The organism is Erwinia wuhanensis (assembly GCF_030484085.1).
GTDB lineage: Bacteria > Pseudomonadota > Gammaproteobacteria > Enterobacterales > Enterobacteriaceae > Erwinia > Erwinia aeris.
Genome location: NZ_JAUJUH010000003.1, coordinates 399,636 through 415,039, shown reverse-complemented (window position 1 = coordinate 415,039; position 15,404 = coordinate 399,636). Strand labels below are relative to the sequence as shown.

The window sequence follows — 15,404 nt, the reverse complement described above, 5'->3', positions numbered from 1 at the left end:
GATCTCCTTAAAATAATTCCGGGTCGTTTTCCGCAGCTGAAGCGCGGAAAGCGCCTTTTACGCCACCGCTTTACCGGCGCGTACAAAAACGGGTTTGGTCACGCGAACCGGCATTTCACGGTTGCGGATTTGCACAATCGCCTGCTCGCCAATGCCTGCGGGAACGCGAGCCAGCGCAATGCTGTAGCCTAAAGTTGGCGAGAAAGAGCCGCTGGTGATAATGCCTTCCTGCAGGTTGCCGGTCGCGTCGGTAAAGCGCACCGGTAAGCCGTTGCGCAGTACGCCTTTCTCGGTCATCACCAGACCGACCAGCTGCTCGGTGCCTTTTTCACGCTGCGACGCCAGCGCCTCGCGGCCGATAAAATCGCGCTCTTGAGGCTGCCAGCCGATTGTCCAGCCCATATTGGCCGCCAGCGGCGAAACGCCCTCGTCCATTTCCTGCCCGTATAAATTCATGCCGGCTTCCAGGCGCAGGGTATCGCGCGCGCCCAGACCGGCAGGCTTCACGCCCGCCGCCAGCAGCTTTTGCCAGAAATCCGCCGCCTGCTCGTTGGGCAGGGCGATTTCATACCCGGCTTCGCCGGTGTAGCCTGTGGTAGCAATAAACAACTCGCCAGCCTGCACGCCAAAGAAGGGCTTCATGTCCGCTACGGCCTCTCGCTGCGCCTCATCGAACAGCGAACGGGCTTTTGCCTGCGCCTGCGGCCCCTGCACCGCGATCAGCGCCAGGTCGTCGCGCTCGGTCAGCGTCACGCCATAGCCTTCCGCATGTTGGGTAATCCAGGCGAGATCTTTTTCCCGCGTGGCGGAGTTCACCACCAGCCGGAAAAACTCTTCGGTCATAAAGTAAACAATCAGATCGTCGATTACGCCAGCGGAGGCGTTGAGCATAGCGGTATAAAGCGCTTTGCCGGGCTGGGTCAGTTTGGCGACGTCGTTGGCCAGCAGGTAGCGTAAAAATTCCCGGGTGCGGACGCCGTGCAGATCGACAATAGTCATATGCGACACGTCGAACATGCCGGCATCGCTACGAACCGTATGATGCTCATCCAGCTGCGAACCGTAGTGCAGCGGCATCATCCAGCCATGAAAATCCACCATGCGCGCGCCGCAGGCCTGATGCTGTTCGAACAAAGGGGTCTGTTTCATCTTCTTCCTCAGGCAAAGTGTTCGGCGTCGGCAGGCAGCCCGGCGCAAACGATATCCTTGCTCCGAACTTACCACCGAAATCCAGCGTTAACCATAAGTTAAAACGGGTATGATTTTTTTGACGGTGTTCTCAGGCAGCAAAATCAGACAGATAAAATCACCACTTTTTGCGCAGTTAATACGCAAATATGTTATTAAGCAGCCAAAATCTCAGGATAAAAGTAAGGTATCAGCCCGTTGAAGATAAAAACCTGCTTTATGGCTCAAACCTGATGATTAGTAAAAGTAATGCGAAGAAGCACGCTAAATTAGAATTTCTCAAACGACGCGCCCGTTTGGGGCAGGCTGCACAATCAAGATGCACCGGATGAAATTTCCTTGTTTACATCTTAAGAATGGCGCGCTCAGGATGTACTTCACCTGTGATTTAAAAACATAAAGACTCAGTATTAGGCATGAAAGGTGTGCTAGTGCATAAAGTTACTGTATTACTTACAACCTGGCGTTTTTTGCATGTGCTATCTACAAAGAATGAATGTCGCTCTGGCCTTTTTGCTTCCAACTCTACGTTAGACAGGGAAGCGTTAATGGCGGAGACGCGCTGCGCTGGCCTCGGATTTAAACCTATGCCCGCCAGGCTTACCGTGCCTTTTTTGATACTGGTGACGAATGCGAGGGTCGAAAAAAATCATGCTGGTGCGCAGTCCGGAAAGTAACGCGCGGAAATTAAGAAGCCCCTACACCGGGGCAAAGGGGCAAAGGGGCAAAGGAGCAAAGGAGCAAAAATCAAAATTCACGCTTAACAGTAATAAAACCATTAAACTTCACGTCGCATTCGTAATCATTAGCAATAGCCGAAACCAGAAAGATATCTTCTTTATTGTTGATATCTTTGAATGTGAACTTAATTATCAGGTTCCTGGCATTGTATTGGGAAAAGATCTCCTTTACTTTGGGTATTTTTTCACTCTGGGCGTTCTTTAAAACTTCAAGAGCATATTGTTCTGAAAGAATGTCACTTACAGGCTCGTTAAAAATAAGCTCTGTTTTAGTTTCCTCCTTTGCTATCGTATTTTTATCTATATTCAAAGTAGCAGACATTGTATCCGTCATGGCTATTGCAGTTCCGGAGTGCAGGTCTTTGCAATTATTATCAATAACAGCTACAGAGCTGAATGCGGTCAGGCACAGAAATAACAGTAGATACTTCATTCAACAATCAGCTCCTTGTCCATGCTGTCCCATATTTGTTGACGATACCAGGGAGCCAGTATAATGCAGCCATTTGATGCCGTACCGGGCGCCTTTTTGCTGTCACCATGAATTAAAAAACCCTCGCGATTGCACATGCTGTTGCCCCTGTCTGGTTCCAGCCTTAGCGTAAACACACCTGCTTTTTTATGCGTGAACGGTATGCCCACAATCCTGTACTTCCCTCTCGGTAATGGACCTTTATCACGCAGACATTCATACTCAGGATTATCCTTATAGCCCGGCGCGCCAGCGTAACGCGCACTGAACTTATATATACCGTTATGTTTGAAGGTCCTGAGCATTACATTGTAATTCCATGCCATGAGTTACTCTCCTTGTTTACATCGACTATCGTTTTACTCCTGTTGCGTAGTGACTTAACACAATTCCTTTAAACACTTCCAGAGCGGCAAAGCAAAATCAGGCAGTCTTATGACCATCATCAAAAAAGGGATTGATTTTGTCCGGGCCGGTCGTATTATCTGCGCAAACCAGGAATTCTCTGCGTATGACACTTACGGGTCATGCACCGCTCCCCGATGTGTTTTCTTTTCGTATTGTGGCAGAAGCACCAGGTTGCAGACGGGTAAGTGCCTGCCGCATTATTTCTCAGACTGAAGCAAGGATGATAAGGAAATATGAGGTAAACAATGACAGATGTGGGATAAAATAACCAGCGTTCAGGTCGGGCCTGAACGCTGCAATTTATTACCGCAGCCACTCCGGCAGATCGTGCAGGCCCATCGCCTGCTTTAACAGACGCGGCTTCACGCCAGGCAAATTATCCGCCAGGCTCAGGCCGATATCACGCAGCAGCTTCTTCGCGGGATTATTGCCTTTAAACAGCTCGCGAAAGCCCTGCATACTTGCCAGCATCACGGCCGCGCTGTGCTTGCGGCTGCGCTCGTAGCGTCGCAGGTAAAGGTGCTGGCCAATATCTTTGCCCTGCTGATGCAGACGTTTGATCTCGCCGATCAGCTCGGCGGCATCCATAAAGCCCAGGTTAACGCCCTGCCCCGCCAGGGGATGAATGGTATGCGCCGCGTCGCCAACCAGTGCCAGACGATGCGCCGCGAAATTACGCGCATAGCGGCCCATCAGCGGGAAAGCCTTACGCTCGCTTTCCAGTTTGCACAGCCCCAGACGCATATCGAAGGCGACCGACAGCTGCTGGTTAAAGACCTCTTCCGGCATTGACTGTAAACGCGTGGCTTCCTGCGGCGGCAGCGACCAGACGATTGAGCTGAGGTGCGGATCGCTGAGCGGCAGAAACGCCAGAATACCTTCGCCGTGAAACACCTGGCGCGCTACGGCGTCGTGCGGCTGTTCGGTACGAATATTAGCGACCAGCGCATGGTGATCGTAATCCCAGAACGTCAGCGGAATATCCGCCTTGTTACGCAGCCAGGAGTTGGCGCCGTCGGCGGCCACCAGCAGCCGCGCCGTCATCATGGTGCCATCGCCCAGCGTGACGAAAGCTTCGTTATCGCCAAACGCCACCTGCTGCAGCTCCGCTGGCGTAATCAGCGTAATATCCCGTGATTCGCTGGCTTTTTGCCACAGCGCCCGGTGAATAACCGGATTTTCAATAATATGGCCCAGATGCGCCAGGCCCTGCTGAGCGTCATCGAATTCAATCCGGCCGAAGCTGTCGCGATCCCAGACTTCCATCCCGTGATAGGCGCTGGCGCGGTTGGCCTGAATGGCGCTCCAGACATCAAGGTGCTGCAGCAGGCGCTCGCTGGCGGCATTAATGGCGGAGACGCGCAGCGCCGGCGCGCTGTCGTTCGTCGCCTGCGGCGCTTCGCGTTCCAGCACGGCGATTTTCATGCCGCTGCCCTGTAAGCCACAGGCGACGGCCAGGCCGACCATTCCGCCACCGGCGACAATAACATCATAAGTTTGCATCACTGCTTTCTCCTTAACGCTCGACCCAGCCTAACGTGCGCTCGGCCAGCAAATTACGCGCCAGCGGCAGCGAATCCATCACCATCAGGCCCAGATTTCGCCCCAGCACCAGCGGCGTGTAGCGGTTAGCAAACAGCCTGACCAGACTGTCGGTTATCCCGATAGTAGCAACGGCATCCGGCTGGCGACGCTGCTGAAACTGTTGTAGCACGCCGTAGCTGCCGATATCCTGCTGCGCCCGCCAGGCGGCGGCCACGGATTCCGCCAGCGACATTACGTCCCGGATACCTAAATTAAATCCCTGGCCCGCAATCGGATGCAGCGTTTGCGCCGCGTTGCCAACCAGCGCCAGCCGATGGGAGACGTGCTGCGAAGCGGACAGCAGCGCCAACGGATAGCTGTAGCGCTGCCCAACCTGGGTAAAGCGTCCCAGCCGCCAGCCAAAGGCTTTTTGCAGCTCGTCTAAAAATTGCCGATCGTCCCAGCTATCAATCTGCGCTTTTTGCGCCAGCGGGTGGCACCACACCAGCGAACTGCGACCAGAGGACATCGGCAGCAGCGCCAGCGGGCCATTTTCGGTAAAGCGTTCAAATGCCCTTCCCTGATGCGGCTGTGCGGTGGAAACGTTGGCAATAACAGCAACCTGCTGATAATCCTCAGAAGCCACCTGCACGCCGCAGGAGGCGGCCACGGCGGAGCGGGAACCGTCTGCGGCCACCAGCAGCTGCCCCGTCAGCGTTTCGTCATTATCCAGCAGCACGCTGACCTGCTGCTGCGTCCGCTCGACCTTCGCCACCTTCGCCGGACAGACCACGCGTACGCCCGGCGCTTTTTGCAGCAGCTTAAACAGCCGCTGGCCGATATCGTGCAGCTCAACCACCTGCCCCAGCGCGGGAATATCATAATCTTCCGCAGCCAGCGACACAAAGCTGGCGTGCCCGCGATCGCTGACGTGAACGTGAGTGATCGGCGTGGCGCACGCTTTCAGCGCGGGCCAGAGGTTGATCGCCGCCAGCTGCTGGCAGGTGCCTTCCGCCAGCGCTATCGCCCGTCCGTCATAGCCGGGATGCGCTCTTGAAGCCGGATCCTGCGCTTCGACCAGCGTCACCGGCAGCCTGCCCTGGGTCAGCCAGGAAACAGCCAGCGCCAGCGTCGCGCCCGTCATCCCGCCGCCTGCGATGATCATGCTCATAATGTTTTAGCCGCCGCCATTAATGCTTCAATCTCATCCGGATCTTTCACCACGCTGTCGGTCAGGTTTTCGTTGCCATCCTCGGTGATCAGAATGTCATCTTCCACCCGGATACCGATGCCGCGATATTCCACAGGCACATCCGCATCCGGCGCGATATACAGACCGGGCTCGACCGTCAACACCATGCCCGGCTCCAGCACGCGATCGCGCTCGTGACCGTAGCCGCCGACATCGTGCACGTCCAGCCCCAGCCAGTGGCTCAGGCCGTGCATAAAGAACCGGCGATGCGCCTGTTCCGCAATCAGCGTCTCAACATCACCCTGCATTACGCCCAGCCCGACCAGCCCCGTCACCATAATGCGCACGACTTCCGCATTAACTTCGCGGATGCTGGTGCCGGGACGAAACAGTTCCAGCGCCCGATTAAGCGATGCCAGCACGATATCGTAGACGGCGCGCTGAGGCTTGCTGAATTTGCCGTTAACCGGGAAAGTGCGCGTAATGTCGCCCGCGTAGCCTTTCAGCTCGCAGCCCGCATCAATCAGCACCAGATCGCCGTCGCGCATCCTGGACTCGTTTTCGGTATAGTGCAGGATGCAGCCGTTTTCACCGGCGCCAACTATGGTGTTGTAAGAGGGAAAGCGCGCGCCGTGACGGTTGAATTCGTGCTGGATTTCGCCTTCGAGCTGATACTCAAACATTCCGGGCCGACACTGCCGCATCGCCCGCGTATGCGCCAGCGCGCTGATACGACCGGCTTCACGCAGCACGGCCAGCTCTTCCGGCGATTTAAACAGGCGCATCTCGTGCACCCAGGGCCGCCAGTCGGTCAGCGTCGACGGCGCGGTCAGGTTCTGACGAGCGCCGCGCCGCAGCTTCTCCAACGCGCCAAACAGCAGCATGTCGGCCTGTTCGTAAAGTCCCTGCGCGTGATAAACCACGTCCAGGCCGTTCAGCAGCTGCGGCAGCTGGTCGCTGATGGCATCCCAGGGCAGCGCGCGATCGACAGCGAGTTTTTCCGGCGCGGCATCCTGACCCAGACGACGGCCAAACCAGATTTCAGCGGTCAGATCGCGAACGCGATTAAACAGCACGCTGTGGTTATGGTTTTCCGCGCTTTTGATCAGCACCAGCGCCGCTTCAGGCTCGTTAAAGCCGGTAAAATACCAGAAATCGCTGTTCTGCCGATAAGGGTACTCGCTGTCATTGCTGCGCGTCGCCTCCGGCGCGGCAAAGATCACCGCCGCGCTGGCCGGTGCCATTTTTGCCAGCAGCGCCTGGCGACGGCGCACGAACTCTTGCTGTGTCATCCGCTTCTCCTGAATGCAATCCATCTTAGCGCCCGCATACAGCGCGCTTTTTTTCTGTCGCCGCCCCTGGCGTGGCAGAAATTAGTGCAGCGTTGGTTTTTTCACTTCCACCGCCGTTGGCGCGATATGGGTAAAGGTGTCGTGGCAAAGCAGCGCCGCTACGCGCACATACTCAATCACCTCTTCCAACGACTGTTCCAGCTCTTCCTGGTCTTCATCTTCATCATAGCCGAGCTGGGCGATAGTACGCAGATCGTCAATCGCCTCGCCCGTTTCGCCCTTGACCTTATCGAGCTTCGGCTGCGACACGCCCAGGCCCAGCAGAAAGTGGTTAACCCAGCCCGCCAGCGCATCCGCCCGATCGAAGACGGTGATATCGTCATCTTCCGGCAAATAGAGTTGAAACAGGAAACCTTCGTCTTCCAGCGTATCGCCGATGCCCTGGTGCAGCTGCTGTAAAGGCTGAGCCAGCGTCTGCGAGAAGGCCATGCCTTCGTTCGTTAAGTCGTGTACCAGCGTCTGCCAGCTGCTGTCCTTGTTACCGCCGCAGAGAATTCCGCTGATCAGGCCGTGCATTTCAGCCGGGGTCATTCCCACGCCCTGCTGCGTCAGTGCTGAAGCCAGCGCGTCGTAGCCCGGCATTGTGTTTGTTAGTGACATAGGTTTTGGTCATCGTTGGCTGGATAAGTTCGTGTTATGCTACCACCAGGTGCCTCTTTGATTCCAGAAAGGGGTTGTTTCTTCTGCCAGGGGTAGATATAGTTGCGCCCCTCCCAAGCCATTGAGCGGCAAGGGAGATTACCGGCGAAGTAATCAGTCAGGATGGTTTTATGTCTGCACAGCCCGTAGATATTCAAATTTTTGGCCGTTCCTTAAGAGTGAATTGTCCGCCTGAACAGCAAGATGCGCTGAATCTGGCCGCCGAAGACCTTAATCAACGGTTGCAAGATCTTAAAGTTCGCACTAGAGTCACCAATACTGAACAATTGGTTTTTATCGCCGCGTTGAACATCTGCCATGAGTTAGCGCAGGAAAAGATGAAAACCCGCGATTATGCCAGTAATATGGAACAGCGTATCCGAATGTTACAGCAGACTATCGAGCAGGCATTGCTTGAACAAGGTCGCATTACGGAAAGAACTGGAACGCAATTCGAATAACACGTTAACGTTATCTGTGTTACAGTAACGGTGATGTAAAAAATTCTCTGAGGTGTTTGCAAGCGGGCCAGTCCCCTGAGCCGATATTTCATACCAAACAGAGTGTGGCGCTCTGTAACCTGTGTGCATGCTCGGTCCGTCCGAGAAGCCTGATGGTTATGACGGTACACTCACCTTGAACCAAGGGTTCAAGGGTTACAGCCTGCGGCGGCATCTCGGAGATTCCCTTCTTTACCACCTGCAAAGCCATGTTTTTCCCGGCGCTTTCGGGTTCCCTGCTTTATCCCGCTTCCGACACGGTGAAACTGATGAACCTCAGCCTTCTCGATCGTCAGGATATTCGTACTCACATTCGCCATTTGCGTCGTGACCTGACACCAGAACAGCAGCGCCTGGCCGCCGTAACGGTCGCCGAACATGCGCTAAGCTTCAAACCCGTTCAGCAGGCCCGCAAAATCGCGCTGTTCCTGTCCTTCGACGGCGAACTGGATACCCGTCCGCTGATTGCCAAACTTTGGCAGCGTCATCAGGAAGTTTATCTGCCCGTACTGCACCCTTTTTCACGCGGTCAGCTGCTTTTTCTGCGCTATGACACGGAAACGCTGTTGCAGCCTAACCGTCTGCGTATCCCGGAACCGCCGCTGGATATCCGCAACCTGGCCACGCTGGACGAGCTGGATGTGATAATGGTGCCGCTGGTGGCGTTCGATCGGGCCGGACAGCGTCTGGGTATGGGCGGCGGCTTTTATGACCGCACTCTGCAAAATTGGCCGCAGCACGGCCTGTTGCCGATCGGCCTGGCGCATGACTGTCAGCAGGTAGAAACATTGCCCGTGGCGGAATGGGATGTGCCTTTGCCGGCGATAATTACGCCTTCGCGGCTCTGGCAATGGCAGGAAAAGCGTCCCACGAGCGGGGACGCTTTGCGTCATCAGTAAAGCAGACGAGCGCGAATGGTGCCCGGAATCGCTTTCATCTGCTGAAGCGCGTTGTCGGCCACTTCCTTCGTCGCATCGATATCGATCACCACATAGCCCATCTGCGGCGTGGTTTGCAGATACTGCGCGGCAATGTTGATGCCCTGACCGGCAAAGATATTGTTGATGGCGGTCAGCACGCCGGGACGGTTCTCGTGAATATGCAGCAGGCGGCTCTGCTGGCCATGCATCGGCAGCGACACTTCCGGGAAGTTAACCGCTGACAGCGTCGAGCCGTTATCTGAGTATTTCGCCAGTTTACCCGCTACTTCAATCCCGATATTTTCCTGCGCTTCCTGCGTTGAACCGCCGATATGCGGCGTCAGGATCACGTTGTCGAACTCGCACAGCGGCGAATTAAACGGATCGGCGTTAGTTGCCGGCTCTTCCGGGAAGACGTCGATGGCCGCGCCGGCCAGATGTTTGTCCGCCAGCACTTTGCACAGCGCCGGAATATCCACTACCGTGCCGCGTGAAGCGTTGATCAGCAGCGAGCCGGGTTTCATCATCGCCAGCTCTTCCGCACCCATCATATTCTGGGTGGAGGCCGTTTCCGGCACGTGCAGGCTGACCACATCGCTCATATTCAGCAGTTCGGAGAGGTAGCGAACCTGCGTGGCGTTGCCGAGCGGCAGCTTGCTTTCGATATCGTAAAAGTAGACGTGCATCCCTAAGCTTTCGGCCAGCACGCCCAGCTGCATACCGATATGGCCATAGCCGATAATGCCCAGCTTTTTGCCGCGCGCCTCATAAGAGCCGACCGCCAGCTTGTTCCAGATGCCGCGGTGCGCTTTAGCATTGGCGGCCGGTACGCCGCGCAGCATCAGCAGCAGCTCGCCGATGACCAGTTCTGCTACGGATCGGGTATTGGAGAAAGGCGCATTGAACACCGGAATACCGCGTTTTTCTGCGGCCTGCAAATCGACCTGGTTAGTGCCGATGCAGAAGCAGCCTACCGCGACGAGTTTTTCTGCCGCAGCGAAAATCTCTTCGGTCAGGTTGGTACGCGAGCGGATACCAATAAAGTGCGCGTCGCGGATCGCTTCTTTCAGCGTTTCGCTGTCCAGCGCGCCCTTGTGAAATTCGATGTTGGTGTAGCCTGACGCCCGAAGATTCTCAATCGCGCTCTGGTGCACGCCTTCGACCAGCAGGAACTTAATCTTGTCTTTCTCCAGTGATACTTTTGCCATTTCCCGACCCTATTCAGCAGACTTCAGAAGTGACTGACTCCGTGAGGAATAAGTCAGCCTTCTGTCAAAATATCAAAATTTACGCGCGCGGCAATACAAACGATTGCCTTGCGGCCAGCACGGCAGCCGAAAGCATCAGCATAAATCGGCAGATAATCATGACACGTGAAGCATCGTCAGCAGGATCGCGAGGCGGGGGTAAATTCCGTGACATAAGTCACCAAATTTGTGGGGCAAAAGAAAAGATGTTTTTTTATAAAAATTAACCGAGGCGATAGCCGCGCCGGTAAGATCGTTTTTTTATGGCTTAGAGCTTAGAGCTTAGAGCTTAGAGCTTAGAGCTTAGAGCTTAGAGCTTAGAGCTTAGAGCTTAGAGCTTAGAGCTTAGAGCTTAGAGCTTAGAGCTTATCGATTGTGGCCTGGCATTTAGTACCTGGCATTTAGCACCTGGCACTTAGCACTTAGCACTTAGCTCTTAGCACTTAGCATTCAGAGCTTACGGCTACGGCTATGACCTGGCGCTTATAGCTATGGCTACAGCTATGACTTAGAGCCTGGCGCTTAAGGTCGCGGCTGACGGCCACGACCTTGATGCACTACCGGCCATTCCCGGCTGGTAAAACGGCCACGCTAATCAGCTAATCGCCCAGCGTTTTTACACCGTTTGCCGTGCCGATCAGCGCCACGTCCGCGCCACGCGTGGCGAAAAGCCCCACCGTGACTACGCCCGGCAGCGCGTTGATGGCTTTTTCCAGCGCGACGGCATCCAGGATTTTCAGATTATGCACGTCCAGGATGACGTTACCGTTATCGGTGACCACCTGCTGACGATATTCCGGCAGGCCGCCCAGCTTCACCAGCTCGCGCGCCACAAAGCTGCGAGCCATAGGAATGACCTCGACCGGCAGCGGAAATTTGCCCAGCACGTCGACCTGCTTGGATTCGTCGGCGATGCAGACGAACTTCTTCGCCACGGCGGCAATGATTTTTTCACGGGTCAGCGCCGCGCCCCCGCCTTTAATCATCTGCATCGCGCTGTTGATCTCGTCGGCGCCGTCAACATAAACCGACAGGGAATCCACCTCGTTCAAATCGAAAACCGGAATACCTAAGCTTTTCAGCCGGAGCGTGGAAGCCTCCGAGCTGGAGACCGCGCCTTCAATCTCATTTTTAATCGAGCCCAGCGCATCAATAAAGTGGGCGGCGGTCGATCCGGTGCCCACGCCAACGATAGTGCCGCGTTCAACATAGTTTAACGCGGCCCAGCCAACGGCTTTTTTCAGTTCATCCTGCGTCATGGTAAGTTTAGAATCCGTGCTGCTACTGTGTGGCGATAGTATAAAGCAACCCTCGTTGAAAAAACCGCTCTGCGGCGCCATTTGTTGTCACTCTGGAAGAGAGGCCGCAAAACCGGGACGCCAGCTTTAAGCGCAGGGCAAAATGGCAAAAATATGGCATAGTGCAGATTCCACACCTGAAAGAGAGCTAAAACAACAATGAAACGCCCGGACTATCGAACGCTTCAGGCGCTGGATGCAGTCATTCGCGAGCGCGGCTTTGAACGCGCGGCGCAAAAACTTTGTATTACCCAGTCAGCCGTTTCCCAGCGCATCAAGCAGCTGGAAAATATGTTTGGTCAGCCGCTGCTGGTGCGCACCGTGCCGCCTCGCCCTACCGAACAGGGGCAAAAGCTGCTGGCGTTGCTGCATCAGGTAGAGCTGCTGGAAGAAGAGTGGCTGGGCGATGAAAACAGCGGCACCACGCCGCTGCTGCTGTCGCTGGCAGTGAACGCCGACAGTCTGGCGACCTGGCTGCTGCCCGCGCTGAAAACGGTGCTGAGCGATTCGCCGGTGCGCCTGAATCTTCAGGTGGAAGACGAAACCCGTACCCAGGAGCGCCTGCGGCGCGGCGAAGTAGTCGGCGCGGTAAGTATCCAGCCGCAGCCGCTGCCAAGCTGCCTGGTGGATCAGCTCGGCGCGCTGGATTATCTGTTTGTCGGCTCGAAAGAGTTTGCCGCGCGCTACTTTCCGAACGGCGTGACCCGCTCAGCACTGCTGAAGGCGCCGGCGGTGGCTTTCGATCATCTTGACGATATGCATCAGGCGTTTTTACAGCAGAATTTCGATCTGTCGCCCGGCAGCGTGCCGTGCCATATCGTTAACTCGTCGGAGGCTTTTGTGCAGCTGGCGCGTCAGGGCACGACCTGCTGTATGATCCCGCACTTACAGATTGAGCGCGAGCTGGCGGAAGGCGAACTGATCGATCTGACGCCGGGGCTGTTTCAGCGCCGGATGCTGTACTGGCATCGTTTTGCGCCGGAAAGCCGCCTGATGCGCAAAGTGACCGACGCGCTGATTGCCCACGGCCATCGCGTGCTGCGCCAGGGGGAATAGCGCTCAGGTTGGAGCGGATTTTTGCCTGGCATCCCTGGCAAAGAAAAGCGTCCGGAATGCTTACCGGACGCGGCTTTCAGCAAGCTGAGATTACTGCTTGCGCTGTAGCTCAAACACCACATCCACCTGATCGTCAAAGTGAATGCTCTGCTGCTCGTAGGTTTGCGCGGCCGAGCTCATCGGCGCGGCGTCGGCGGTTTTAAACATTCTCGCCATTGGCATCGGCTGATAGTTGGCTACGTGATAGCGAATGCTGTAAACCGGCCCCAGCTGAGCGTTAAAGCCTTTCGCCAGCTCGCTAGCCTGATGCGTCGCGTTTTCGATAGCGGCCTGGCGGGCTTTATCGCGATAGCTATCGGGATTAGCCACGCCCAGCTCAACGGAGCGGATTTCGTTCAGGCCCGATTTCAGCGCGCCGTCCAGCAGCTCGTTCAGCTTATCAAGCTGGCGCAGCGTAACCTGCACCTGACGCACCGCGCGATAGCCTTTCAGCTCCGATTTGCCGTCTTTCAGATAATCGTATTCCGGCTGCGTACGCAGGTTGGCCGCGTTGATATCTTTTTTATCAATGCCGTTTTTCTGGAGAAAATCAAAATACTGGGCGACACGGCTGTCGGCCTGTTTTTTCGCTTCAGAGGCATCTTTCGACGAGACGCCAACCTCTATCGCCAGCGTGGCAATATCAGGCGTTGCGTCGACGCTTGCCTGCCCGGACGTGACAACATGCGGGCCGTTAGGCAGTTCATCCGCCACGGCGGCAAAAGGCGAGGTAAAAATAAGGGCGGCCAGCGCCAGTTTGGTCAGCTTCAAAGGAGATCCTCCATGGGACTTCAGTCATAGCAGAAGAAGCCGGCCTGACTACAGCGTACCGGCTTCCACAATTTATCCATCAGTTCGCATCTTAGTGCGATTGTACCTGCCAGACTATGACCTTAATTCCTGGAATGAGTTCGGCCGTGTTTACCAGATATTCAGCGCCTGCAGCGCCAGCTTCAGGGCGATCAGCCACATCACCAGTCCCACCAGCAGATTAATAATACGCTGCGCCTTGGTGGTATTGAGACGCGGTGCCAGCCAGGCGGCAAGGATAGCCAGGCCGAAAAACCAGATTAGCGAGGCGCAGGCCGATCCCAGTGCAAACCATTTGCGCGCTTCTGCCGGAAGCTGGCCGCCCAGGCTACCCAGCACCACAAAGGTATCGAGATAGACGTGCGGATTCAGCCAGGTTACGGCCAGCATGGTGGCGATAATGCGCCAACGGCTCTGCTTCATCGCTTCCGATGACGCCAGCGCCACATCGCCGCTGAAGGCGGTACGCAGCGCCCCCCAGCCGTACCACAAAAGAAACAGTACGCCGCCCCAGGTTACCAGGTTCAGCAGCAGGGTGGAATGGGTCAGCAGCGCGCTGCCACCGAACACGCCACCGCAAATCAGCAGGATATCGCTCAGCGTACAAAGCGCGGCGGTCATTAAATGGTAGTGGCGGCGCACGCCCTGGTTCATCACAAAAGCATTCTGCGGCCCCAGCGGCAGGATCAGCGCGGCGCCCAGCGCCATGCCCTGCAGAAAAACGGCAAACATAGAGTCTTCCTCAAACGGTTTCAGCTGGCGGCGAGTGTATAGCGACAGCATCATTAGAGGAAATTGAAGATTCTAATACTCCATAAACTTAGCTAATGATAACGATCGGTAAAAAGGCGAACCGCAGTCCGCCTTTTCTTTTGCATGATGAGCAAGCCGTCAGGCTCAACCGGCTAACATTACTCTGGCTTTGCCTGTACTGGCGCAGCAGTCTGAGCAGCGTCGCTTTTCGCTTCGGCCGTCTGATGCAGGTGCACATCCATCTGCGGATAAGGGATACCGATATTGTTGGCATCCAGCGTGCGCTTGAAGTTCTTCATCAGATCCCAGTATACGTTTTGCAGATCGCCCGCGTTGCTCCAGCAGCGCACCACGTAATTAACCGACGAAGCCGCCAGCTCGTTCAGGCCAATCTGTACGCCCATATCCTGCAGCACGCGAGGATCGGCATCCACCACTTCGCGCAGCAGTTTGAGAACCTGGTCCGCGTCGGCATCGTAGGAGACGCCAATGATAAATTCATTACGGCGAACCGGCTCGCGAGAGAAGTTTACGATGTTGCCGGCGATAATTTTACCGTTTGGCACCACAACAGTTTTGCCGTCCGCGGTTTTCAGCGTGGTAGAGAAAATCTGTACCTGTTGTACGGTGCCCATAATGCCGATATCGATAAAGTCACCGGTGCGGAACGGACGAAAAGTCACCAGCAGCACGCCAGCTGCCAGGTTGGAGAGCGAGCCCTGCAAAGCCAGACCGACGGCCAGACCTGCGGCACCCAGCACGGCGATAACCGACGCCGTCTGTACGCCTACGCGCCCAAGCGCCGCAATCAGCGTAAACGCAATCACGGCATAGCGCACCAGCGCCGAAAGGAAATCGGCTACGGTGGCGTCGATATGACGAGCGCGCAGCACCTTGTTCAGCGTTTTTGAAATGATACGCGCTACGATTGTCCCGATAATCAGGATGATAATGGCCGCTACAATATTTACCGCATAGCTCAGCAGCAGCGCCTGATTGTGTACCAGCCAGCTGCCAGCGCGGTTAACGCCGTCGACTACGTTCAAATCTTCCATTTGCTTATCCTGTTGTTGTTCCCCGCCGGGAAGTAAGCAGACTGCCAGTCCAGGCTGGCATCCCAAACCTCAAGCGTAACTAAAAATGCTGTCTGGTGCCAAATAACGAGGCAAATTAATAATTTGTTACCGCAAAGGCGCTTTTTTTGCAGGGTTTTTAATAAGGGAAAAGCCGATAGCCGCGCCAATATTTACAGAAATGCAGAAGGCA

General features: G+C 55.7%; 15 protein-coding genes and 1 other RNA gene. 4 read left to right on the top strand and 12 right to left on the bottom strand.

Going from position 1 to position 15,404, the window contains the following annotated elements:
• Positions 1 to 57: 57 nt before the first annotated feature.
• The 7 genes from gcvT to QZH36_RS09630 form a co-directional block, all read right to left on the bottom strand.
• Positions 58 to 1,149 carry a glycine cleavage system aminomethyltransferase GcvT gene (gcvT, locus tag QZH36_RS09660; protein ID WP_253458653.1) on the bottom strand — a complete coding sequence of 364 codons (1,092 nt, stop codon included), beginning with the start codon at positions 1,147 to 1,149 and terminating at the stop codon, positions 58 to 60.
• Positions 1,150 to 1,935: 786 nt separating this feature from the next.
• Complete coding sequence (locus QZH36_RS09655) at positions 1,936 to 2,361, bottom strand: hypothetical protein (protein WP_301730072.1); 426 nt, start codon at positions 2,359 to 2,361, stop codon at positions 1,936 to 1,938.
• A complete protein-coding gene (locus tag QZH36_RS09650; protein WP_253458651.1) occupies positions 2,358 to 2,726 on the bottom strand; it encodes a tlde1 domain-containing protein in 369 nt (122 codons plus the stop codon). Before QZH36_RS09650 ends, QZH36_RS09655 begins: the two co-directional genes overlap by 4 nt.
• A 385-nt stretch (positions 2,727 to 3,111) precedes the next feature.
• On the bottom strand, positions 3,112 to 4,311 hold the full coding sequence (ubiI, locus tag QZH36_RS09645; RefSeq protein ID WP_253461226.1) for an FAD-dependent 2-octaprenylphenol hydroxylase: 1,200 nt from the start codon (positions 4,309 to 4,311) through the stop codon (positions 3,112 to 3,114).
• A 13-nt stretch (positions 4,312 to 4,324) separates the two neighbouring features.
• Positions 4,325 to 5,503 carry a 2-octaprenyl-6-methoxyphenyl hydroxylase gene (gene ubiH / locus QZH36_RS09640; protein ID WP_301730071.1) on the bottom strand — a complete coding sequence of 393 codons (1,179 nt, stop codon included), beginning with the start codon at positions 5,501 to 5,503 and terminating at the stop codon, positions 4,325 to 4,327.
• Entirely contained in the window at positions 5,500 to 6,816 is a 1,317-nt protein-coding gene (gene pepP / locus QZH36_RS09635) for a Xaa-Pro aminopeptidase (RefSeq protein WP_301730070.1), read from the bottom strand. The genes ubiH and pepP overlap by 4 nt, the downstream gene beginning before the upstream one ends.
• A gap of 81 nt (positions 6,817 to 6,897) precedes the next feature.
• Positions 6,898 to 7,476, bottom strand: coding sequence for a YecA/YgfB family protein (locus QZH36_RS09630; RefSeq protein WP_125287341.1), 579 nt, complete (start codon positions 7,474 to 7,476; stop codon positions 6,898 to 6,900).
• Positions 7,477 to 7,646: 170 nt separating this feature from the next.
• On the opposite strand from QZH36_RS09630, the gene zapA reads away from it, so the two are divergent.
• From zapA to QZH36_RS09615, 3 genes are all read left to right on the top strand, one after another.
• On the top strand, positions 7,647 to 7,976 hold the full coding sequence (zapA, locus tag QZH36_RS09625) for a cell division protein ZapA (protein WP_125287340.1): 330 nt from the start codon (positions 7,647 to 7,649) through the stop codon (positions 7,974 to 7,976).
• A 41-nt stretch (positions 7,977 to 8,017) separates the two neighbouring features.
• Positions 8,018 to 8,202: non-coding RNA, 6S RNA (gene ssrS / locus QZH36_RS09620), on the top strand.
• A gap of 82 nt (positions 8,203 to 8,284) precedes the next feature.
• A complete protein-coding gene (locus QZH36_RS09615; RefSeq protein ID WP_253458645.1) occupies positions 8,285 to 8,914 on the top strand; it encodes a 5-formyltetrahydrofolate cyclo-ligase in 630 nt (209 codons plus the stop codon).
• Here QZH36_RS09615 and serA read toward each other — a convergent pair.
• Together serA and rpiA are read right to left on the bottom strand one after the other, a co-directional pair.
• Positions 8,908 to 10,143 (bottom strand): phosphoglycerate dehydrogenase, encoded by a 1,236-nt coding sequence (serA, locus tag QZH36_RS09610; protein ID WP_253458643.1) that lies wholly within the window; start codon positions 10,141 to 10,143, stop codon positions 8,908 to 8,910. The genes QZH36_RS09615 and serA overlap by 7 nt on opposite strands.
• Positions 10,144 to 10,781: 638 nt before the next feature.
• Positions 10,782 to 11,441, bottom strand: coding sequence for a ribose-5-phosphate isomerase RpiA (gene rpiA, locus QZH36_RS09605; protein WP_253458641.1), 660 nt, complete (start codon positions 11,439 to 11,441; stop codon positions 10,782 to 10,784).
• A 198-nt stretch (positions 11,442 to 11,639) separates the two neighbouring features.
• Between rpiA and QZH36_RS09600 the strand changes: the two genes are divergently transcribed.
• On the top strand, positions 11,640 to 12,536 hold the full coding sequence (locus QZH36_RS09600; protein WP_125287336.1) for a LysR family transcriptional regulator ArgP: 897 nt from the start codon (positions 11,640 to 11,642) through the stop codon (positions 12,534 to 12,536).
• Positions 12,537 to 12,626: 90 nt separating this feature from the next.
• On the opposite strand, the gene QZH36_RS09595 is transcribed toward QZH36_RS09600, so the two are convergent.
• The 3 genes from QZH36_RS09595 to mscS form a co-directional block, all read right to left on the bottom strand.
• Complete coding sequence (locus QZH36_RS09595; RefSeq protein ID WP_301730069.1) at positions 12,627 to 13,346, bottom strand: oxidative stress defense protein; 720 nt, start codon at positions 13,344 to 13,346, stop codon at positions 12,627 to 12,629.
• Between the two features lie 150 nt (positions 13,347 to 13,496).
• Positions 13,497 to 14,117, bottom strand: coding sequence for an arginine exporter ArgO (argO, locus tag QZH36_RS09590; RefSeq protein WP_301730068.1), 621 nt, complete (start codon positions 14,115 to 14,117; stop codon positions 13,497 to 13,499).
• Positions 14,118 to 14,296: 179 nt separating this feature from the next.
• On the bottom strand, positions 14,297 to 15,193 hold the full coding sequence (gene mscS, locus QZH36_RS09585; protein WP_301730067.1) for a small-conductance mechanosensitive channel MscS: 897 nt from the start codon (positions 15,191 to 15,193) through the stop codon (positions 14,297 to 14,299).
• Between the last annotated feature and the right edge of the window lie 211 nt (positions 15,194 to 15,404).